Consider the following 21687-nt stretch of genomic DNA (forward strand, 5'->3'; position numbering starts at 1 on the left):
AAAATATAATTTGAAGCTACTAACTAAAAAATGCTTTCTCCCCCCAAAACTTTTAGAAACCCATACCCACCCTTTTCTTTTTATTTAATACAAAACTCTATTGAGTTTATATCATTTCCAAACTTTTTGTTTATCTACTTTCCAAACAATTTTACTTTTCACAAGAAATATCCTTCTCCCGTAAAGATTATTAAAATATTCTTTACAATTAAAAAGTAGTTTAATATTAACTTATAAATTTAAATTTATTTATGCAATAATGCATATTTGATAAATACTTAAAAAAACAGTTTGAATAAAATGCATTCAAAGAAAACCGTGCCACAAAACAGATACGGTCTAAGACAGAAATAATAAAAATTAAGATGATAGCTCGACTTTTCCTTTTTCCATAACTGTCTTTATTTTTGTGTAAAACCTTTCTTTCTCTGAATAATACGTACAAAAATAGATTGGATACCATGTAGGCACCAATCTATTTTAATTAAAGAAACTGTGTCAATTCTGAGTTCACAATACGTTGTGCAGTAATGATAACACTGTCAGCTGTTAGTCCATAAACACTATATAGTCCACCAGGTTGATTAGGAACAATTTGAACTTCATATTCAAATGCTTGTCCAAGAGCAGGATGAACTAAACTTAGAGTTGCAAAAGTAGAAGCATTAGAATTTACATTGAAGTTTACCTGTTCAATTAATACTAATGAACCGTCAAGTCTAAAAACTCTAGCTACTCCAGTAAGCGGGCCCGCAGTACGGTTAAGGATTTTTACCCTAACTCTATTTGCATTAGCAGGTTGATTTCCTACGTTTTCAATTGGTCCTGTAGTAAGAGCCATATAACATCACCTCCATTATATTATTATGATATTCAACGATACACATTGATGTTATAGTTTAATTATCCAATTTATTTTAAATAAAAAAGCTTGTTTCTTATATTTTTTATAAGAAACAAGCTTTTCTTTTTCAACTACCATTCCTAAGACAAGTTTATCCGTCTCGAAAACATTTACAGTTACTTGACGTTTATGCTGGACAGAACTACTACTATTTACTTTGCATTGAACCTATATATTTTTTAACTACTTCATATACATATTCTTGATTTGCCGCTGCTGTATTTGGGTTGTATTTCCCACCGTTTGTTTTATTATTAGATAATACTCGAATCCCTAAAAACGGGACGTCATAAGCTTTTGCGATTTGAGCTGCAGCAGCTCCTTCCATTTCTTCTACAGATGTACCGTATTTTGTATGGAACCACTTAATTCTATCAACTTCGTTATTCCAAACGTCTGCTGAACCAATCGTACCTTCAACTACTTTACCTTTTGTATATTTATCTTTCACTGCATGAGCCGCTGCAAGTAATTCCTTATCTCCTTCGTAGTATCGGATTTTCTCAGCATTTGGATCTTCTCCTGCACTTCCTTCAGAAGCCATTAAGTCCATAGATATCCATTTTGTCGGCTCAATTCCTTGGTTCTCATCCATATTTGTTGTTTTTAATGAACCTATATTTGCAACTTGTTTTCCTAACACAATATCAAATACATTTAAATTTGGATCATGTCCACCTGATGTTCCTTGGTTAATAATTGCTGTAGGTTTATATTTTTCAATAGCCACCGCTGTAGCAGCTGCTGTATTCTCCATTCCTTTACCTGTTTTCGCAACGATTACAGGATAATTGTCGACAGTTCCTTTATAAAATACAAAAGTTCCAGACTTTTCTTCTTTCACATTTTTTAGCCTTTTCGCAAACTTTTCTGCTTCTATCGGCATTGGCCCTTGAATTAAGATTGGTTTTTGATTGCTTTTTGCCTCAACTTGTTTCGGACTCGCATCACATCCCGCAAGTATCGAGAATGACAATGCAACAGTAGTTACTAGGGCAGCACATTTTTTCAACATATTCTTCTTCATAAATAATCTCCTCTTTCTCTTGTTGTTTTCTATACTCGATGCTTTTGGTCCAAACAAAAAAAGTTCTAGAAATTGTAGAAGAATCTCTACTTTCTAGAACTACGGTAGTCAAAGTTAATTAAGCACATGCAAAATTATAAATCGGTAGCGCACATTACATAGAGCGCCCGAATACTTTAACCCGTAGTCCAGTTCTTTCATTGGGAACTAGGTAGAAACGCTCGGACCATATTACCGAGTATATACGAGTGATGTTATTCAAAATTATTATATGGATAATATAACAAACTACTAGTATATGCGCAAGAAAAAAAGTGAACATTTTCGATTAAATAACTCAAAATGTTCGTTTTTAAATGAAAATAGGATAAAAAACCTATCTCTTAACAGATTTTTTTCATTAAAAAATTTTATATACTAAACTAGATTCCCACTCAACAACCAATCTTTTACAAGCAGTTTCTTTCTTTCCCAACTTCCTCACCTAATTTTGATGTAAAAGCCTTACTGCCCTGGATAAAATGTGCTTCCATCCAATTCACAATTATTTCTTCCAACTCTGGATGAAGTGGCTTTCCTGCCCCTTCTTCATAATTCTTTTTAAACTCTAATGCTTTAAATTCACCTTCAAAACTTTTTAAACTATGATCCATATTTTTTACTACACGTACTTCAGAATCACCCTTCACATACTCACCGATCCGCTTCGCTCTTTCAGGGTCAGCCTGAATATCTTTATCACCAGCAATAGCTAGTACTGGACATGTTACTTGTTGTAAGTCTTTATAGATGTCATGCTGAAAATGCTCTCTAAACCACTTTGCATTCATCGGTTTAAAACCAACTTTAATCGTATCTTTTTCTGTGTTCATCATTTTCTCTTTTATTTTTTCCATCTGTTTTTCTCCGCGTTTCTCTACATTAAGAAGACGCATTAGTTTTCCTTTTATTCCTTTCTGCTCTTTTAGTTCTTTATAAGCAATTTCTCTTTGTCTTTTTGTAGCTTCTTCTAATGATTCTGCAGCTCCTGTAATAAGTATGAGTCCATTAACTGGTGTTCTTGCGTTTACTACAGTGGCTAACATACACCCTTCACTATGACCAGCTAAAATGATATTTTCTGGATCAACAAATGGTTGTTCTTTTAAATACGTTATCATGGCCTCTATATCACTAACTAAATCCCACATTCCAGTCTTCAGAATTTCTCCGTTACTCTTTCCTACTCCGCGCTTATCGAAACGGAGCGTCACTACTCCAAGTTGCGCCATTACATGTGCTAAGTCTTTATATATGTTCGACTCAAGCTTTAGCGGTACTATCGTTCCATCACGATCAACTTCTCCAGATCCAGCGATAATTACAACAGCAGCATGCTTCCCACCAGCTTTTGGCTTTGTAATCGTACCTTGCAAAGTTAATTCACTTTTTACCGCTACTTCATATTCATCAAAGATCATTATATTAATCCTCCTTCTATTCCGTTATATCTAATTTGAATTTCAAACTCGCTATTATATTTTTGTACTCTCTTACATCTTTCATCGGAACGAAAGCCGGGTTCTCTGCAATGCTTTGTAGCATGCTTCGCTTTATAATCTCTTCATTTCTAACTGTTTTAGCACCAAGTGGAAATTCTGCAAACCATCCATCAATCGCATCAAAATAGGAATCGCCGTGTAAATGCAGGCTATTTACTGTGAAGCTATTCGTACAAACCGCTGCATATTTCCGTAGCATTTCTAATGAACCTTCAAAATTCCCTTGCATGCAATATACTTGTGCAGCAGCATAGTATACTTTTAAAGTCATATTGGGATGTAACGTTTCTAATTCATATATATCTATTAACATAAAAGCTCTATTTAAAATTACCTCTACTTTTTCAGCGCTTGAAGCATTTACTACTACATAATTCGGTATTGTCCCAACGAGTTGTATTAAATGTTGATACATACTAATTTGCATCACTTCATTTGCCTTCTCATTATTTCCAAGCATTTGATACGCCTGTGCGATTAGATCTTCCTCTGGAAAGTTAGGACGTATCGTTTCGCCAAGTAATTGAAGCACCTCATTTGGTCTATTGAGTATAAGATAGCAAGTTGCTTGAAACGATGCCGCCTCTTTCACAAGAGAAACATCGTCACTTTCTTCCTGCACTCTGCTAAAGAGATTCATTGCCTCTTCTAAAATTTCAATTCCTCTATCCGTGTCCTCTGTTAACATGTGATGATTAATAAAAAGTATTCCTATTTGAATTAATAATGGAAAACAAGAATAATATTTTTTGATTATTCCCCTGCACTCCATCATTACTTCATCAAACGGTTCTTCACTAAAAGCTTCGGCTAGTCGATGATATAAATTTTTAATATCTTCCTGCTCCATTTGTGGTGTATAACTAATTAGTTCATCTATACTAATGTTAAAGTATGATGCTAATAGTGGTAAAAATGTAATATCCGGATAACTCTGCCCCGTCTCCCATTTGGAAACAGATGCCTTCGTAATACCGATATACGCCGCTAACTCTTCCTGCGTAATTCCCTTTTCTTTTCTCTTATTCGCAATGATTTTATGAATATGAATCTCTCTCACTGTATCACCTCATACTTTTATTATATGTTTTATATTTCACACAAAATATGGATTTAAATTCGACTTTCATTTACAAAATCAACTGTTAGGAAACATCTGTCTAAAATCAAAGGCAGGAACATATTTGATATGTTCCTGCCTTTTTAATGTCGGTACCGATACATAGCCATCTAGCTAAGATTTTGAATTGCTTCAAAATCAAACATTTCATCTCATCACAGTTTTCTATGGGAATCCAGTGAACAACTTATTTACATAATTTTCGATATTGGAAGTAAATTTAAGTTGTTTTTAAAGTAGGTATACCTAGTAGAAATTGTTGAATTGTGCCCATTTGTTAAAGTTTAATTTTCATTATACTTTTTGTACTGAGTCCAGTGCTTTTTTTAATTCATCTGATTTTTGAGTGCCGATTACTACTGTGTTATATTGCAACTTTAACTCTATACCTTTATTTCCATTCATGTTATAGGCTTTTTCATTCTTAAGGTTAAAACGAATTCCCCATCCTCCAAATCGTTTTATTGGACTGTAAGTAATGCATTCATAATGGTGTATATCTTTGAAAAGGTACTGCTTATATTGAAAATGAAAAGGAACAAAGCGGACATAAAGACCTTTTTCACGGACCTCAATGATCAGTTTCAATACTCCAAGCATTAATACAGGAAAGGCAATCCCGAACAACAACCACATAACAATTAAGACACCATTAGAAGCTGGTTTATCTCCAAACGGGATATCAAGAATAATTTGTTGAATAAATCCATACCACATCAGCATGGAGATCCCTAATATGAGTATCCATACCCAAATTGGGGATCGCTGAACCTCACGAAAGATTACTTGTTCTTGTTGTTTCATTAATGATTATAACCTCCTAAAAGGTTTATTTTTTCTCACTCATTTTAAGCCGTTTTGCACTTCCAAAAAATGCGCTCCCAATTATGAATATAACGGAAGAAAGATACATTGTTATCCCTGAGTATTTATTATCAAAAATTGTGAAATTAAGTAAATTAATGAACATCATCAATATAAGTGCTATGTACAATCCATTAATATATTTCATTTATCCCCCCCTTTACTTTTTTGAAAACCCCTATGTGATAAATAGTGGTTTCTAAAGGTATTATTCAGAATGCCCTTTTCCCTATTTTACCATTTTATAGAGTTGATATGTTGTTTGTTTTCGGTTGAATATTGTATACACACTCGGTTAACATAACGTCTCATGATCAGTAGCAAGAAAAAAGGATAATCCGTCCTCATAATGGACTAATTATCCTATAAATCTTTATCTAAATTTAATAAAACAAGAACTTCTTTTCCTATGTATATTTACTTCGTTACCTCTCCAAACTGCGCTCTCGTCACTTTCGCCAAGTCATCTACTTTAAGCTCAATTTGTATACCAATTTTCCCGCCGCTTACTATCATCGTTTCAAGTGATTGGGCACTTTCATCAATACATGTAGAAAATAACTTCTTCATTCCGACTGGTGAACAACCACCACGAATATATCCTGACACTTTCGTAATATCTTTCACAGCAATCATTTCAATCTTCTTTTCACTTACTGCTTTTGCGGCAGCTTTTAAATTTAGTTCCTCATCTACCGGAATAATAAACACATGATAATTTTTACTATTCCCTTGAGCGATTAACGTTTTATATACTTCTCTCACTTCTCGTCCAATTTTCTCGGCTACTGATACGCCATCAATTTTCCCATCGTCTGGATCATATGACATCATCGAATATTCAATTTTTTCTTTATCTAATATTCGCATCGCATTTGTTTTATCTTTTTTCATAACGTTCTCCTTAAAAGGTTATTTCATATTATTAAGTTTTATTATACACCCTTTTCCATTTCTCCTACATAACTTCACGTATATTTCAAAACTAAAAATATTGATAATTCAAAAATCATCTGATATAATTTGGAAAAACTTATGTTAAGGAGAGATTTGTAATGCGAAATTTTAATACTTCTTTCCAACTTCATCATCATACGTAACGCCGTGTATCCGAAGAAAAATTTTTCTTCGTGGGTACAGGGCTTTTCCTGTTGACCCACGAAGCGTTCATAAAGCTATGTGGGTATTTTTATACCTGCATAGCTTTTTTTAATTTAAAAAAGGAGTGATTACAATGGAAATGAAAAATGTAAAAGGCACGAAAGACTATTTACCAGAGGAGCAAGTGCTGCGAAATAAAATTAAAAGGGCTTGTGAAGATACGTTTGAACGATACGGATGCAAACCGTTAGAGACACCAACGTTAAATATGTATGAGCTTATGTCTTACAAGTACGGCGGTGGCGATGAAATATTAAAAGAAATATATACGCTAAAGGATCAAGGAAAACGCGACCTTGCCTTACGATACGATTTAACCATTCCATTCGCAAAAGTCGTGGCGATGAATCCGAATATTCGCCTCCCTTTTAAACGTTATGAAATTGGGAAAGTATTTCGAGATGGGCCAATTAAACAAGGGAGATTCCGTGAATTTATACAATGCGACGTTGATATAGTCGGTGTAGAATCCGTCATGGCAGAAGCTGATCTTATGAGCATGGCGTTTGAACTATTCCGAACGTTAAACTTAGAAGTAACGATTCAATATAATAACCGAAAATTATTAAACGGTATTCTCGAGTCCATTAACATCCCTACTGAACTAACGAGTGACGTCATTTTATCATTAGACAAAATCGAAAAGATTGGGATTGATGGTGTACGAAAAGATGTATTAGAGCGCGGAATTTCTGAAGAAATGGCTGATACAATATGTAATACTGTATTATCTTGTCTAAAGCTTACAATTGCTGACTTTAAAGAAGCTTTCAATAACCAACTCGTTGCCGATGGCGTAAACGAATTACAACAATTACAGCAATATTTAATCGCTCTCGGAATAAATGAAAATACGATATTCAATCCGTTTTTAGCAAGAGGACTCACAATGTATACAGGGACTGTATATGAAATCTTCCTAAAAGATGGCTCAATTACATCTAGCATAGGTAGTGGCGGCCGTTACGATAACATTATCGGAGCATTCCGTGGTGATAATATGAACTATCCAACAGTTGGTATTTCATTCGGTTTAGACGTTATTTATACAGCACTATCGCAGAAAGAAACAATATCCTCTACAGCGGATCTATTTATCATCCCACTCGGGACAGAATTACAATGCTTACAAATTGCCCAGCAATTACGTTCTACCACTTCCTTAAAAGTTGAACTTGAACTAGCAGGACGCAAATTAAAACGTGCCCTTAATTATGCCAATAAAGAGAATATCCCTTATGTGCTTATCATTGGTGAAGACGAACTTAGTACAGAAACCGTTATGCTGCGAAATATGAAGGAAGGTAGTGAGGTGAAGGTCTCCCTTTCTTCTTTAAGTAGTTATTTATAATACGAACCACCCTCGTTTGGGTGGTTTTTCTATTTTATAGAACAAGAAACAATTAGTTAACATAAAAAGATTATATTCAACTAAAAACCACAAGTATTTAATATCCAATCACCTATTATTTTTGGTAATATACAGATATGGATTGTTTTAGGAGGGTTCACTTTGAAAACTTACATACAAGCACTAAAGTGGATCACAGGAATCTATCATCTTTTATTAATTCCTTGTTATTATTTATTTCCAAGTCTTGTTAACCTAGATGGATTACCTTTACTACTATTGATTGCTTTACATATCACTACTATTTTATTAGCTAAAAAAGCAGGGATGAATACGTACGCTCATTATATAGGTATTATCGTTACTCTAGTTGCCTTCTTTCCTTATATAGAAATCCTTCTACATATTATAGCAGCCATTTTTCTTTTATTAGATGCTGTTTCTATGAATGCAAAAGAAGTGTATGATTCATAGATGGATAAAATGAAACTTTAATCCATAGAGTTTTGAGATAGGTCGGCAAAAAGGATTTACTTTTTAAGTAAACCTTTTTTCATTTTTAATTACTTTCCTTACTCAAGACTAATAAAAGAATATTCTGTTTAATTTTTATAAATTTCTAAATATTTATAATACATTCGAATTAACATACATTTTAGTTATGTAAAAAATCTAAGTTTTAAGGAGATGAATCCATGCTTAAAAAGTTGGTAGCAGGTGCATTATTAACTGTTTCGTCGTTAACTGGAGGAATGGGATTAGTATCAGCTAGTACCGAAAAAGATTATACGATTTCCTCTTTCGAATATGTAACTGTAGATGAAAAGACTGTTGATTCATTTAACAAATTGAGTGCTCCATTAAAGGAAGACGTAAAAATAACGTTAGTTCTACCGAAACAAAATCAAAATGGTGACTGGTTATCTTATGGATTTTCGAGCAAAGAAAGTTTAGAGGCTTTTATTGAAAAAGATAAACAAAGGTTGAATAATTCAATCACTCCCCTTGGTGTTGGAGGAAGCGGACCTGGTAGTACAGACTTCTATAAACGCACAAATCAAGGTAGCGAGTATTTTTCTCTAAGTAGCGGTTATAAAAACTTGTCTGCTAGTTGGCAAAATCAAATTGTTTCTGTACGTACAGCATCCCCTACCGCTAGCTATTCAACAACACTATGGGAACGTACTTCAACTGAAGGATATGGAAAAGGTGTTGTTTTTAAACATGCTGATTGGTATGGTCAAATTGCAAACTTAAATAACTTTCCAACTTCAGCAGTTGAAGTTAAAAAGTAAAAATATAGAAATAAAAGGTGTTTTCACGTATGGAAACACCTTTTATTTCTACAACTATTTCACATATCTCATCTATACCAATTTCAACTCTTAATTATTATCTTTCGTATTCCTACTCTCCAAAACCTTCTCCATATTATGAGTTGCCCACTCCATCATTAATAAAATCATTGGACGAAGAGATTCACCAAGCTCAGTTAATGAATATTCTACTTTTGGCGGCACTTCACGGTATACTTCGCGATGTATGATGCCATCTGCTTCAAGTTCTCTCAGCTGCAGTGTTAACATTCTTTGTGTGATATTTGGTTTTAATCTTTTTAATTCATTAAACCGCTTTGTACCATCTAATAAATGATACAAAATTACCCCTTTCCATTTCCCTCCAATCACCTCAACCATAGCTTCAACTGGACAAGAATATTTATTTAAAAATGGGTAATTTATATTATTTTCGTTTGGACAATCCATAATAAATCCCTTCCCTTAACATTAGTATCTTTTTTGATACTATACCACATAAATGTGCGTACTTGTATCTATGTTACTTTAAAAATATAATTTACTTACAAAAATAAATTCATGAAAAGAGGAACTTTTATGACAAATACAAAAGAAATTACAAAAGAAATTACAAAAGAAAAAATTATGGAGGCTTTTCATTTCAGACATGCATGTAAAGAATTCGATCCTATGCACAAAATTTCAGAAGAGGATTTCAAATTCATTTTAGAAACAGGCAGATTATCTCCTTCTTCTTTTGGATATGAGCCTTGGAAATTTATTGTCGTACAAAATAAAGAATTAAGAGAAAAACTACAACCGTATTCATGGGGCGCTGGTGGGCAACTTGCAACAGCTAGTCATTTTGTTATTGTTCTTTCAAGAAACATTAAAGATATGCATTATGATGCAGAGTATATTAAATATATGATGAACGATATTATTGGATTGCCTGAAGACACTCAAAAAATTAGATATGCATTCTTCAAAAAGTTCCAGGAAACAGATTTTAACTTATTACAATCCGATCGTGCTGTATTTGATTGGACATCTAAACAAACTTATATTGCTTTAGGTAATATGATGACGAGTGCAGCTCAAATCGGTATTGATTCTTGTCCAATAGAAGGATTTGATAAAGAGGAAGTAGATTCTTTACTTCGTCAAGAAGGCATTATACAAGGCGATAATCTTGAAGTATCAGTTATGGTTGCCTTTGGTTACCGTAAAGAAGAGCCAAAGCGTGATAAAACAAGACAGACTATGGATACAATTGTTGAATGGATTAAGTAATATAGCACAGACAAATAATGCTCCTAATAGCTGTATACTCATACTAAAGAAGAATCAATTGTTTTCTTACGTATGAATTTGGTTTTTCATGGAAAGATATGTTAGTATGTATACAGTTTGAGTGCTCTATTTTTAGAGTCGAACAGGAGGAGAATGAATATGTCTGATATTGAAGTTGGCGAAGTGTTTACACTTAGCGATGAGAATAATGAGGATCAGGAAGTAGAAGTACTTGGAGCAATGGATGTCGAAGGTGCAGAATATATTGCAGTTGCCTTTGTTGAAGATATCCAAACAGAAACTGAGGAAGACATTGATATTTTCTTTTTAAAAGTAGAAGAAGATAATGAGTTTTCATACATTGAAAATGATGAAGAGTTTGATAAAGTATCTGCTGCTTTTGATAAGATTTTAGATGAACAAGAACAAGAGTAAACACGAGGGGGGATGCATATCCACCCTCTTTTTTTTATTCATCACTCATTCAGTGATTTATGCAGTAACTCCAGTACATCTTTCATCGCAAAAGGTCCATCTTTTTTAACATGCTCCGCAAATTCTGAAACGAGACGTAATGTTCTCACACTTTCGATTGGATGTTCTCCTGATGCACTTTCAGCTGAAAGCATAACTGCATTCGTCCCGTCCAGTACAGCTTGAAACACATCAGTCACCTCTGCTCTTGTTGGAATAGAATGATCTACCATAGATTGAAGCATTTGTGTTGCTGTAATGACATATGTATTCGTTCGATTACATTCCTGAATCATCATTTTCTGTAAAAGCGGAATGCATTGATACGGTAACTCTACTCCTAAATCGCCCCTTGCAATCATAATTCCATCTGCTTCTTTACATATATCTTGAAAATTCTCGATTGCTTCCATCGTTTCTATTTTTGCAATTACATTAGGTGACGTTTCTTTATACTGTTGTATAAAATCTCGTATTTCTTTTATATGACTAGGTTTTCTTACGAAAGAACACGCGATAAAATCAACATTCTCTTCTAAAAGAAACTGAATATCTTTTTTATCTTTCTCTGTAATAGCTGGTAAACGAACAGCCGCATCTGGTAAATTAACTCCTTTATGAGATGAGATATTGCCACCTGTTTTTACCTTCGTTTCTATTTTATCCGTACTTATCTTTTCAACAATTAATTCAACTTCTCCATCATTAATTAAAATTCTACTGCCTACTTTCACATCATTCGCAATTCCTTCATAATCAACGCTTGCTTCTGTATTACTCCCTGTAACTGGTTGTGTATGTAAAATAAAAGAATCTCCTGCCTGAAGTGTAATTTGCTCTCCCTTCACTTCACCTAATCTTATTTTAGGACCTTGTACATCACCCAAAAATTTAATAGAGTCATCTAATGATTTCACTAAACGAATGATGTCTTTATGACTTTCATGCGTGCCATGCGATAAATTCAGTCGAACAATTTTCATACCATTCTTTATTAACTGTGCTAACGTTTCTTTATTATTACTTGCGGGTCCAATTGTACAAATTCGATCGATTGTCATTTTTGTCACCATCCTTTTTTTAATAAGTTTCCCATATGAACTTAAAAATAACAGAGATTCTGACATGAATAGATTTAAATTTACATGAATTTCATAAAATTAAACCTGTATCCCTTGCTGGCTAAGCATTAGAAGATATATTCGCTTTTTTGCAAATGAAGACATTTTGAATCGAAAGTAAAAGAAAAGTTAAGTATGGGATAAACCATTGAGAGTTTCGAAATTTTCATATATTGTATGAATTGAGTTCGAACTCAAAAATTTAAAAAGGTGGGAAAATTAGTGAATATGAAAAAATCTTTATCGGTGACAACTTTAGGGTTAGCGGTTTTAGGTTTTGGTTTTACTAATAACGCAAGTGCTTCAGAGGTCGATACTGTAGACAAGCAGCCCGTTTTAGTTGACTTTGATACAATTCAATCAACAAAAACATCTAGTGTTCCTAGTTTGACTGTTGCAGCTGCACCTAAGAATGACTCTAACATTAGCGTATATACTCCCTTTTTTGGTAACCCATATGCAGTTGCTAAATCGAAATCAACTACGACCGAAGACTATGTTTATGCAAAAGCAAGAACTTTCAATGGCGATGGCTCATTAGTAAATACGAAAAGTAATAGTGCAAAAAAATCATCCTTTGTCAGTGCTACAGCGACCAACACAAGCGTTTATTATGGAGATGATTACGCTATCGGTAATCATACCTATAAATTAAGTGGTTATAATGATGTGAATCACGAAACAAAAGCCTTCTGGTAAGAAAGAGAAAAAAGATATGCATCTTGCATATCTTTTTTCTCTAATACTTTACATATATTGAGGTGCTATTTATGAAACAAATATATATTATTATCGGTGTTTTACTCATTTCATTACTTACAATTTATATTTTGTTCAATACCTCAATCATACAACCTCATCCACCTTCTAAAGAAAATAAGAGAGGGCAACAAACCAATACTATTTCTTACGGATTGAAGGATAATCAAGGCCAACATATTAACAACGGTAGTACAATTACTAGTGAGGATAATAAAATTAATGTATCATTATCATTCGTACATACTATTAACGAAAACCGAAAATATGGATTAATTGTTCTAGAAGATTACGAACAAAAACCTTTTAAAATAGAAGATACTACTAATGAAATATCACACTATTTTTTTGATATGAAGCCAAACAGTTCAATGACTACGAAAATCTCTTTACACACTTCTCCTAATGCAAGTGAATTAACCTTTTTAATAATTAAAAAACCTGAATACAAATTAAAAGATAATAACTTAAATAAAGCAGCCATTTTAGAAGATATTCTAAGTATGCGATACTCAATGCGTCTTCCTCAGAAAGAAAGCGAAAAAATAAAACTCTCCCATATAGATCCAGATGCTATTTTAAAAGATGGTCTTTACGAACCATTATTTGTTACGAACCGTGAAGAGAACTTACAAACTGTCTTCTTTGAAAAGGAAGGCAAGCAATTAACCCTATCAAACGGTAATGAAACGAATGATGAAATGACTTACGCAATCGTGGCTTTTAAAGATTGGAAACAAGTTGAAATATTTAACAATAGAAAAGTCGTTTATACTAAAGTTGCACCTGAAACGAGGCAAATCTTTAATTTCATATTGCCTTCAGTGGATCAGGAAAGTAATTTTCAACTCGTCGCTTTTCCATTTCCTTATAAAGTTAGCGAAGAAGATTATATCAGTCAACAAGCATTTAGTTCCTTTCGCATCGTAATTGAAAATGAAAATAAATAAGTTATACTGTGCACAGTATAACAACCAAAAAAGCCTACTGACACGAGTAGGCTTTTGAAACTACGAAAGTTTCGTCAATAACTGATTTAAATCTTTTTTCGTTTTCGTCGTTAAAGATTTCATTTTATTAATATCGATTTTTTCTTTCTCCGCTCCTACAATTAACGGATACATACTTTGACCGATTGTTTTAGAATCCGTCGGATGTGATGCCTCTAGCTCTTTTTCAATCACATCCCACTTTTCATTAATTTGTTTGCCAAGCTTATTCACTGTTTCCAATTTCGGATTAGCAGCTAACTGCTTGTCCAAGCTATCAATTAATGCTACAACTTCTTTAACATTCGTTTTCACAGCAACACTTTTCTTCGGATCTTTCGTTGTCTTTCCGTTATTGTTTGTGCTTGTACTTGTGCTTTGATCTGTTGTTTTCCCGCTAGTCGTTTGATCATTCGTTTTTCCTGTCGTCTCTTTTTCTTTTGTTTTTACATTTTCGTTTTGAGTTGACGTTTTTCCGTTACTTTCTGTCCCTGATGATTCTTTCGTATTTTTTGCATCCTTATCTGTTTTTTCATTTGAAGAAGTATTTGTTTCTTTTTCAGTATCTTTCGTTGTTTTTGACGCTTCATCTGCACTTGTCGTTTTTGCTTCTCCATCATTTTGCGCAGTTACTTGCTCTTTCTTTTCCGTTTCTTTATCTGCTGAAGGACTACAAGCTGCCATAGTAAGCATTGTACCAATTGTTATCGATGCGATAGCGACCTTTTTCATTTTCATATAAATCCCCCTATGTTTTACATAATTTATCCTCCCCTTTACGATTCGATTCCCCCTTAAAAAATCCCTTTTCATACGAATTACCATCTTTCCGACAGTAATCTTCATAATAATACGTACAAAAACTGATAAACTCATTTTAATATTCGAGTTTCTTCTACTTCATTTTTCTACTTGCAAGTAAAAGAAAAAGAGTATATTGTCACATTAAGAATTACTATCTTCATATGACGATATACTCTTCTATCAAATTTTTATCTTTCTTGACATTTTATTTATACAAAAAAATAAAATTTTCTTTCGTTTTTTGTTTCTCAACATTTGTTAACATAATATTTTTATGAATAACCACCATTCGAGTGAATGACTTGCCCAGTAACCCATTTCGCTTCTTCACTTACTAAAAAAGAAATTAAGCGCGCAGCATCCACCGGTTCTCCTACTTTACCTTGCGGGAACTTCCATACTAAATGATGCTTCAGCTCCTCTGTAATCCATCCTGTATTCGTCGGTCCTGGATCTACAGCATTCACTGTAATCCCCTTCTCCATCGCAACTGGTGCTACTGACTTTGTAAATGCTTCAATTGCCCCTTTCGTTGCTGCATATGCTAGTTCATCTGGCATTGGACCTACTGACTGTCCTGAAGTAAGATTAATAATACTCCCGCCCATTTTAAGTGAATAATGTTTTATAAACAATGAACTTAATAGCATAGTAGCCCGAACATTAACTGTATAATGTTTATCCAACTGCTCTACATCTAATTCCTCAATTCTCGTATGAGTAGAATATACTGCATTATTAACTAGAATAGATGGATCACCTAACCGTTCTGATACCATATAAAACAAACGATTTGGCGAATAAGACTGCGATAAATTGATTTCTGCCATTTCACATCGTACATCGTAACTTTCAATTTCCTTTTTCAGCAAAAAGGGTTCTTGATCACTCATTCCCCATGGCATCGCTTTATCATACTTTGGCCAGTACGTGAAAAAAATGTCTATCCCCTTTTGAGCAAGCACCTTGCATACAGCTGCACCAATTCCATTCAGACGAGTTGCCCCTGTTACAATTGCTATTTTCTTCACCTTTTTCTCCTCCATCTATACACAGATCCTCTGCATGAATACAGAGGATCTATCTTCTTATTGAATATTTGACAGTATACGTTCAGCACCTAATTTTAACATTTTAATAAAGATATAGTTTACAATCGTAAACATTACAAATAAAACGATAAACATAACCCAAAGTCCTACTTGAAGGAAGAAGTATAATCCACTTACTCCCCCCACAATAATTAAAGCTATTAAAATATTAGCTAAAAAATTCCATAAAGTTGTATATCGACTTTTAAATAGTTTCTGCTCTGTATCCCAATGAATATCTGCAGTTTGTGCGTCCCAGCGTGTTCCGATTAAATTAATTAACAGTAACCCGTTCGCACTTAGTAAAAACCACAGTATCATGAAGACTGGAGAAATCCCAGCTACAACTGCCATCGTAATACCGAATACTGCTAAAATGATTACATTAATTAACCAAGCAGTGATTGCTTTCGCAAAAAAGATATCCGAAGCCTTTACTGGTAAATAACGATTCACAAACCAAGAGCTTCCATCTCGCGAAAATGACGTTGTTGCAATGACATTACTACCCATTAAAAATAACGATGCACAAAGGCCAACACCAATTGCAAATCCCGTTGTCTTTGGATTGTTAATATACTCTGTAATAAACTTTAAATTTCCATCTTGCACAAATAAAATAAAGAACAACATAATTGGCATAACGAAAGTTTGTACAATGCAATTTAAGAAAAATTGTGGTGTACGGAATAACGTTTTAAATTCTTTTTTCACATACGCTTTTAAATGCGAACTTTGTGCTGTTGATTTCTGTAAATCTTCCGCCGAAATAACTTGTTTCTTTGCTGTACTCGTTGAAAGTCCAATAACCCCTTTTAAATATGTACGCTCTGCTATGTAATAAAACAACACAAAGAAGACAAATGAAATAACTGCAAAGATTATTACATATAAAGGTCCCTTCCAATTTGCATTTTCTACTAATGCCACTGCTCCAAAATATGTAGTTGGAAAATAATTTGTCATTTGTACTAAAAGAGAGGATTGATTATTCGCAAGATAACTCGCAATTGCATCTTCAGAAAACGCACTTTTATTTTTCCACTGCATAAATACGTTAATTCCTACAATAAATAGTATACTTACGATTCCGATAAATATATTGCCTCGATCTTTATTTTTCGCTATATTTGTATATCTCATGATTACTGTCATAAGTAACGAAGCTAATACTAACGGCACAATCGGGAAGAGTAAGTAAATCAAAATCATGTATATGTAATATGTAATAAATGCGCCACTTTTTAACCCGTACGTAATAAAGATTGGTAATAAAATGAATGAACTCATTACGTATTGTGTAATTAATACTGTTAAAAATTTTGCCGAAATAATTTGCGCTGGTTTTAATGGTAATGGTAGTAACATTTCAATGTCATTACTGTAATAAAATACAGTTAAAATGTTCGTAATACTCATTAAAAATACCCATATACTCGCAATCGCAAGTCCCATTGCGATAATCATTCCTGGGTCTTGCCCTAATTGTTTCGTTCCCTCATACATTGCGTGCGTTATAGAACCAAACATTAAAAAGCCAACAAATAAAATAGCTGCAAATGAAAATACATACGCCCATCGCTTCTTCTTATCTGTTATGAAATCTGCATAATTTAATTTCAATAATACTTTCGTTAACGTCCAAATTTTACTCATTTCCCGTCATCTCCAAGAACATTTTTTCAAGTGATTCATTGGATTTAAAATGATCTCTCATTTCATTTAAATTTCCTTTAAACTGCAAATTCCCCTTATTAATAATCGCAACGCGGTCACATATTTTTTCTGCTACTTCTAATACGTGTGTAGAGAAAAATACAATCTTTCCTTTATCCGCATGCTCTCTCATCATTTCTTTTAAAATATATGCAGATTTCGGATCAAGCCCTGTTAACGGTTCATCTAAAATCCATACATCTGGCTCATGCACGAGTACACCAATAATAACGATTTTTTGTCTCATACCGTGCGAATAACTTTGAATTTGATCAGATAATGCATTATAAAGATCAAACTTCTTCGCTAAAGACTCTATTCGTTCTTGTCTTACTTCTTTCGGCACTTCATACATATCTGCCATAAAGTTTAAATATTCAATTCCTTTTAAACGTAAAAACATATCTGGACTATCCGGCACATAACCAAACGTCTTCTTCGCTTCCATCGGCTCTTCCATAATATTTTTTCCGTTAATCGTAATAGTCCCTTTGTCCACCCCGTGAATGCCAGTAATCATCTTAATTGTCGTGGATTTACCCGCACCATTCGGTCCTAAAAATCCAAAGATTTCGCCGCTAGGTACAGATAAACTTAAATCTTTTACTGCATAGGTAGACCCATTATAACTTTTTGACACATTCTTAATTTCAATCATTCCATCCAATCCTTTCCTTAATTACCAAATAACTATATTGATATTATAGCATACTTCTATTTTAAGATTTTTACATTTTTCAGTTTATTTAACCTTTAAAATAAATATACACCCCTAATCCAACAACTAAAACGACAGCTAGTATAATATAAATCATTGTTAATCGTTTAATATTCCCCTTTGTCGCTTTGCTATAATTTGCATCACCATTCCGCCCAATTAACACCGTCGCAATGACAGTAATCACTACAAGTAATACAACAATCATGATCCAAGTTAGCATTTCTTCCTCCCCCTCCTTACAATCATTTTACAATATTATCCTCTTTATTTCGCAGCATATTTCCTCTTTTTACTATTATTATGAAGCAAACTGGAAAACTATTATTACCATTCCTATCCAATTGTGATATATTTGTAACATAACGTGACTTATTTCTAACAACGTAAGGAGGACCTATCATGAAAACAACTTGGATAAAATATTTAGGATTTCTCGGTTTCTTCGGTTTCCTCGGATTTTTTTATGAAAAAGGATTGTTTACTATGTTCTGTTTCTTCTCCTTTTTCACATCGTATAGAACAGTTCAACACGATGAACTGTTTGAACAAATTGTCAATAAATCGTGTCGCAATGCATTTATCGTTACATTACTCACTACCGCTATCATTATATTTATTGAAATGTTATTTTCAAACCCGGCGCTACAAGAAATTGATATCGCTCTTATTTTCGGCACACTCATTCTTACGTTCGGTTTTTCTATGTTCTTTTATGATAAACCTGTTGATGAAATGGAAGATGCACCATGGCGTTCGTAACGAGGATAAAAGAATACCGCGCCAAATTGAACATGACACAAGAAGATTTAGCAAAGAGCGTTGGTGTGCGACGTGAAACAATTAGTCATCTCGAAAAAGGTAAATACAATCCTTCCTTACAACTTGCTCACGATATAGCGAAGGCACTACATAGTACGATTGATGAGATTTTTATTTTCGAGGATTAATTAAAGGCGTCTAGTCACAAGAATCACATAAAAAAATACCGTCATTCTTTCCAAGAAGAATGACGGTATTTCTCATCGATTATCCATATAAAACCGCATGAAATACGCCTAATAGTAAGTATTGATCCTCCATGTAATCTCCATCATATGCATTCATCTCGATGTAATACATATCTTCCTCAAGACGAATATTCCAATCTGCGATTAAATAGCCTTTTCGTAATAATTTTCCCATTCCAAATGAAGTTTTATGAACAACATATTCTTCTGCCTTATATGTAAAGGTAAATATAAAATTTGCATCCAATAACTTTCCGTCACATACAAGTATTTCATGCTCTGCATCATTATTATCGATGTACGTTACTAAAATCTTTCTTTGGCGTTGCCTACTTACATCCTTTGCAATGACGCGAATATTTCCCTTACTATCCTTTATTTCATAAATGATATTACTACCAATTTTCGGAATGAAGTCCAGCACTCTCATCAACGTATTTTTATAATAACCCCGTACTACGCCTACTTGCTCACTTCCATTATAAAACTCTATCGGCGTCGTATCTGCTTTGCTATCACACAGTCGTTTGTAAGAAAGCTGCATCATTCGCTCTCCTCTTAAGTACTGATCAAACGTCACAGGATATTCTATCGCACGCAGTTCCTTATTTAGCTCATATAAATAGCATTGAACGCTCTCTACTAATGTTTCAGTAGAGATACGCTCTTGAAGTTCAAATTCTTGCCAGCTGGAAGAAACATTCCATTGGTTATGATCCTCTTCATAGAAGAAACCAAGAATGACCTCTTCACGGTCAGCCGTTTCATATTTCATAGGCACGTTTTGCCCGTGTTGAACTTGTTCCATCCACTGACCTAAATAAATGCCCAGCTCTGCAACCTTCATACATGATTTTTGAAAAAATACTCTGTCACCCATACAAATTGTTAAATCCCCTTCGATAAAACCATTTGTATAAGCAACATACCGTGGCTCATCCTTCTGCGGGAGATTCTTGTCTAACTCAAATAAAAACGTTAACATCCTTTATTCACCTCTAGTTGTTACACAGTTCATACCTAACATTGCAGCACTCTGAGAAACTATGTATATATACACATTTAATTTATGTATTATAACACGTAAATGACCTTAGTATAGAAACACTATTTTCGCTTTACGAACTCCCTCATAATAGAATAACTATCCTTTTATTATTTTTTCTTGACTTAGAGTTCACTCTAACCATTATAATCAACTCATAGTTCATTCACAATAAAATCAATTGGACAAAATTCAGTAGGGATTGGAATAGCTAAAATCAAAAGTGGCTGACATTATCGCAGACCTGGATATTGTTATTCGAACCTTTGATTTATCTGTTACTACAATTGTATATTAAGGTACTATTCAAATAAAAAACAACGATTTCCTGTGCGTTAAGAAGTAAGTGATTCTTGTTATTTTTTCCTTATTTTACTTTCTCTTAATAGTCGTAAATCTTCTATAATTTATTTAGTACATATAAAAGAGACGAAACCTTAAAATCAGCAAATTAGAAAATAAAACAGGATGGGAGTCAATTATTATGGATCAATCAAATAAGGCATTTAGCCTAGCATTAGTAAAATCGTTAAGAGGAGAACGAGGACATCTTCCCATCAAAAATGCTTTGTCGGATATAGACATGGTGCTTGCGGGAAAACGCAGAGAGGAACTACCTTATTCTATTTATCAATTAGTAAAACACATGACCTACTGGCAAGATTTTCTCTTATTATCCGCCCAGGGGAAGAAGCCTGCATTGCCCGCCCATGTAAAAGAGAGCTGGCCTGAAGAAGAATGTCCTGCCAGTGAAGAAGAGTGGCAACAGATTATTCAGTATTTTCTTCAAGGGATTGAACAGGCATGCACGATTGCCCAAACTGTTCAATTGGACAAAATATTGGAGGAATGGCCTGGTGAAACCACTGGCGGTGTTCTACGCAATATTGCATCTCACAACTCCTACCATTTAGGAGAAATTGTGCTGATCCGCAGATTATTTAGTGCTTGGCCACCGCCAACAGGCGGATATCCAGTCTAAACAAGGAAATGGTTCCAACCTATGCCCATTAACTTAAAATTTCGAATTACTTCCAAAACGAAATTTTTACCACTTTACAGTTATTTATGAAAATTAAATTCATTTTTTTCATTATTAGGGACCAAACATTTTTTTACTTGATGGAGATAGGGTACAAAAATATACATTTCATCTCCTAACAAAATAAAAAAGATTGCTCATATCCTAAGAGGCAATCTTTTTTTATTTTTAAGCAGTTTGTAATTTGTCATTACAAATTGCTTAAAATATTATTTCGTGTTATTTCTGTTTTCCAAAACCTTCTCCACATTAACCCTCAATTTTAATTCCAGCTTGTTTAAATGGTTCTGATTTTATTTCTGTTTTCTTCAGTAAAATTGTTTTGACTTGGTGCCATCTTTTTTGTTCCATATCTTAGT

Annotated in this window: 25 protein-coding genes and 1 riboswitch; of the genes, 10 read left to right on the forward strand and 15 right to left on the reverse strand. The window is 33.7% G+C overall.

What is annotated here, in order from left to right; genetic code table 11:
* Window positions 1-484: 484 nt before the first annotated feature.
* From QCI81_RS03415 to ybaK, 7 genes are all read right to left on the reverse strand, one after another.
* On the reverse strand, window positions 485-841 hold the full coding sequence (locus tag QCI81_RS03415; protein WP_001229424.1) for a hypothetical protein: 357 nt from the start codon (window positions 839-841) through the stop codon (window positions 485-487).
* A gap of 211 nt (window positions 842-1052) precedes the next feature.
* Window positions 1053-1931: a 5'-methylthioadenosine/S-adenosylhomocysteine nucleosidase gene (locus tag QCI81_RS03420; RefSeq protein ID WP_071731052.1), complete on the reverse strand. Its 879-nt coding sequence runs from the start codon at window positions 1929-1931 to the stop codon at window positions 1053-1055.
* Between the two features lie 164 nt (window positions 1932-2095).
* A riboswitch (purine riboswitch) is annotated at window positions 2096-2199 on the reverse strand.
* A gap of 181 nt (window positions 2200-2380) precedes the next feature.
* Entirely contained in the window at window positions 2381-3391 is a 1011-nt protein-coding gene (locus tag QCI81_RS03425) for an alpha/beta hydrolase (RefSeq protein WP_000575473.1), read from the reverse strand.
* A gap of 16 nt (window positions 3392-3407) precedes the next feature.
* Complete coding sequence (locus QCI81_RS03430) at window positions 3408-4532, reverse strand: helix-turn-helix domain-containing protein (RefSeq protein ID WP_071731051.1); 1125 nt, start codon at window positions 4530-4532, stop codon at window positions 3408-3410.
* Between the two features lie 354 nt (window positions 4533-4886).
* Window positions 4887-5396 (reverse strand): DUF6141 family protein, encoded by a 510-nt coding sequence (locus QCI81_RS03435; RefSeq protein WP_000813121.1) that lies wholly within the window; start codon window positions 5394-5396, stop codon window positions 4887-4889.
* A gap of 25 nt (window positions 5397-5421) precedes the next feature.
* The gene (locus tag QCI81_RS03440) at window positions 5422-5604 is read right to left on the reverse strand and encodes a hypothetical protein (protein ID WP_000875160.1); all 183 of its coding nucleotides are present in this window, start codon (window positions 5602-5604) and stop codon (window positions 5422-5424) included.
* Between the two features lie 269 nt (window positions 5605-5873).
* Entirely contained in the window at window positions 5874-6350 is a 477-nt protein-coding gene (gene ybaK, locus QCI81_RS03445) for a Cys-tRNA(Pro) deacylase (RefSeq protein WP_000710852.1), read from the reverse strand.
* Window positions 6351-6690: 340 nt separating this feature from the next.
* On the opposite strand from ybaK, the gene QCI81_RS03450 reads away from it, so the two are divergent.
* The 3 genes from QCI81_RS03450 (at window position 6691) to QCI81_RS03460 (ending at window position 9263) form a co-directional block, all read left to right on the forward strand.
* Window positions 6691-7968, forward strand: a complete 1278-nt coding sequence (locus QCI81_RS03450) for a histidine--tRNA ligase (protein ID WP_000425313.1) — start codon at window positions 6691-6693, stop codon at window positions 7966-7968.
* Window positions 7969-8130: 162 nt separating this feature from the next.
* Window positions 8131-8442, forward strand: a complete 312-nt coding sequence (locus tag QCI81_RS03455) for a hypothetical protein (protein ID WP_000860701.1) — start codon at window positions 8131-8133, stop codon at window positions 8440-8442.
* A 221-nt stretch (window positions 8443-8663) separates the two neighbouring features.
* A complete protein-coding gene (locus tag QCI81_RS03460) occupies window positions 8664-9263 on the forward strand; it encodes a hypothetical protein (protein WP_069355953.1) in 600 nt (199 codons plus the stop codon).
* A 90-nt stretch (window positions 9264-9353) separates the two neighbouring features.
* On the opposite strand, the gene QCI81_RS03465 is transcribed toward QCI81_RS03460, so the two are convergent.
* Window positions 9354-9734, reverse strand: coding sequence for a winged helix-turn-helix transcriptional regulator (locus tag QCI81_RS03465; protein WP_071731050.1), 381 nt, complete (start codon window positions 9732-9734; stop codon window positions 9354-9356).
* A 111-nt stretch (window positions 9735-9845) separates the two neighbouring features.
* On the opposite strand from QCI81_RS03465, the gene QCI81_RS03470 reads away from it, so the two are divergent.
* Window positions 9846-10559, forward strand: a complete 714-nt coding sequence (locus tag QCI81_RS03470; protein ID WP_422666867.1) for an NAD(P)H-dependent oxidoreductase — start codon at window positions 9846-9848, stop codon at window positions 10557-10559.
* A gap of 153 nt (window positions 10560-10712) precedes the next feature.
* Complete coding sequence (locus QCI81_RS03475) at window positions 10713-10994, forward strand: DUF1292 domain-containing protein (RefSeq protein WP_003271045.1); 282 nt, start codon at window positions 10713-10715, stop codon at window positions 10992-10994.
* A gap of 41 nt (window positions 10995-11035) precedes the next feature.
* Here QCI81_RS03475 and QCI81_RS03480 read toward each other — a convergent pair whose 3' ends face one another.
* Complete coding sequence (locus QCI81_RS03480) at window positions 11036-12094, reverse strand: pyruvate kinase (RefSeq protein ID WP_000151078.1); 1059 nt, start codon at window positions 12092-12094, stop codon at window positions 11036-11038.
* 282 nt (window positions 12095-12376) lie between these two features.
* Between QCI81_RS03480 and QCI81_RS03485 the strand changes: the two genes are divergently transcribed.
* Both QCI81_RS03485 and QCI81_RS03490 read left to right on the forward strand, forming a co-directional pair.
* Window positions 12377-12853: a hypothetical protein gene (locus QCI81_RS03485; protein ID WP_001056356.1), complete on the forward strand. Its 477-nt coding sequence runs from the start codon at window positions 12377-12379 to the stop codon at window positions 12851-12853.
* A gap of 71 nt (window positions 12854-12924) precedes the next feature.
* Window positions 12925-13863 carry a hypothetical protein gene (locus QCI81_RS03490; protein ID WP_000810150.1) on the forward strand — a complete coding sequence of 313 codons (939 nt, stop codon included), beginning with the start codon at window positions 12925-12927 and terminating at the stop codon, window positions 13861-13863.
* A gap of 60 nt (window positions 13864-13923) precedes the next feature.
* Here QCI81_RS03490 and QCI81_RS03495 read toward each other — a convergent pair whose 3' ends face one another.
* The 5 genes from QCI81_RS03495 to QCI81_RS03515 all read right to left on the reverse strand — a co-directional run bounded on the left by QCI81_RS03495 (window position 13924) and on the right by QCI81_RS03515 (window position 18454).
* Window positions 13924-14640 (reverse strand): hypothetical protein, encoded by a 717-nt coding sequence (locus tag QCI81_RS03495; RefSeq protein WP_000782545.1) that lies wholly within the window; start codon window positions 14638-14640, stop codon window positions 13924-13926.
* Window positions 14641-14978: 338 nt separating this feature from the next.
* On the reverse strand, window positions 14979-15737 hold the full coding sequence (locus QCI81_RS03500) for an SDR family oxidoreductase (protein ID WP_353810612.1): 759 nt from the start codon (window positions 15735-15737) through the stop codon (window positions 14979-14981).
* Between the two features lie 57 nt (window positions 15738-15794).
* Window positions 15795-17453, reverse strand: coding sequence for a putative ABC transporter permease subunit (locus QCI81_RS03505; RefSeq protein ID WP_071731048.1), 1659 nt, complete (start codon window positions 17451-17453; stop codon window positions 15795-15797).
* Window positions 17446-18171, reverse strand: a complete 726-nt coding sequence (locus QCI81_RS03510; RefSeq protein ID WP_071731047.1) for an ABC transporter ATP-binding protein — start codon at window positions 18169-18171, stop codon at window positions 17446-17448. The genes QCI81_RS03505 and QCI81_RS03510 overlap by 8 nt, the downstream gene beginning before the upstream one ends.
* 88 nt (window positions 18172-18259) lie before the next feature.
* Window positions 18260-18454: a hypothetical protein gene (locus tag QCI81_RS03515; protein ID WP_000958863.1), complete on the reverse strand. Its 195-nt coding sequence runs from the start codon at window positions 18452-18454 to the stop codon at window positions 18260-18262.
* Window positions 18455-18633: 179 nt separating this feature from the next.
* Here QCI81_RS03515 and QCI81_RS03520 point away from each other — a divergent pair, with 179 nt between their 5' ends.
* Both QCI81_RS03520 and QCI81_RS03525 read left to right on the forward strand, forming a co-directional pair.
* Window positions 18634-18993 (forward strand): DUF3796 domain-containing protein, encoded by a 360-nt coding sequence (locus QCI81_RS03520; protein WP_071731046.1) that lies wholly within the window; start codon window positions 18634-18636, stop codon window positions 18991-18993.
* On the forward strand, window positions 18981-19181 hold the full coding sequence (locus QCI81_RS03525; RefSeq protein WP_000896323.1) for a helix-turn-helix transcriptional regulator: 201 nt from the start codon (window positions 18981-18983) through the stop codon (window positions 19179-19181). Before QCI81_RS03520 ends, QCI81_RS03525 begins: the two co-directional genes overlap by 13 nt.
* Window positions 19182-19260: 79 nt before the next feature.
* On the opposite strand, the gene QCI81_RS03530 is transcribed toward QCI81_RS03525, so the two are convergent.
* Entirely contained in the window at window positions 19261-20226 is a 966-nt protein-coding gene (locus QCI81_RS03530) for a tubby C-terminal domain-like protein (RefSeq protein WP_071731045.1), read from the reverse strand.
* A 544-nt stretch (window positions 20227-20770) separates the two neighbouring features.
* Between QCI81_RS03530 and QCI81_RS03535 the strand changes: the two genes are divergently transcribed.
* Window positions 20771-21268, forward strand: coding sequence for a DinB family protein (locus QCI81_RS03535; RefSeq protein WP_016080905.1), 498 nt, complete (start codon window positions 20771-20773; stop codon window positions 21266-21268).
* Window positions 21269-21687: the final 419 nt, after the last annotated feature.

Origin of the sequence: Bacillus cereus group sp. MG20, from assembly GCF_040459885.1 — a bacterium.
Classification (GTDB): Bacteria; Bacillota; Bacilli; order Bacillales; family Bacillaceae_G; genus Bacillus_A; species Bacillus_A cereus.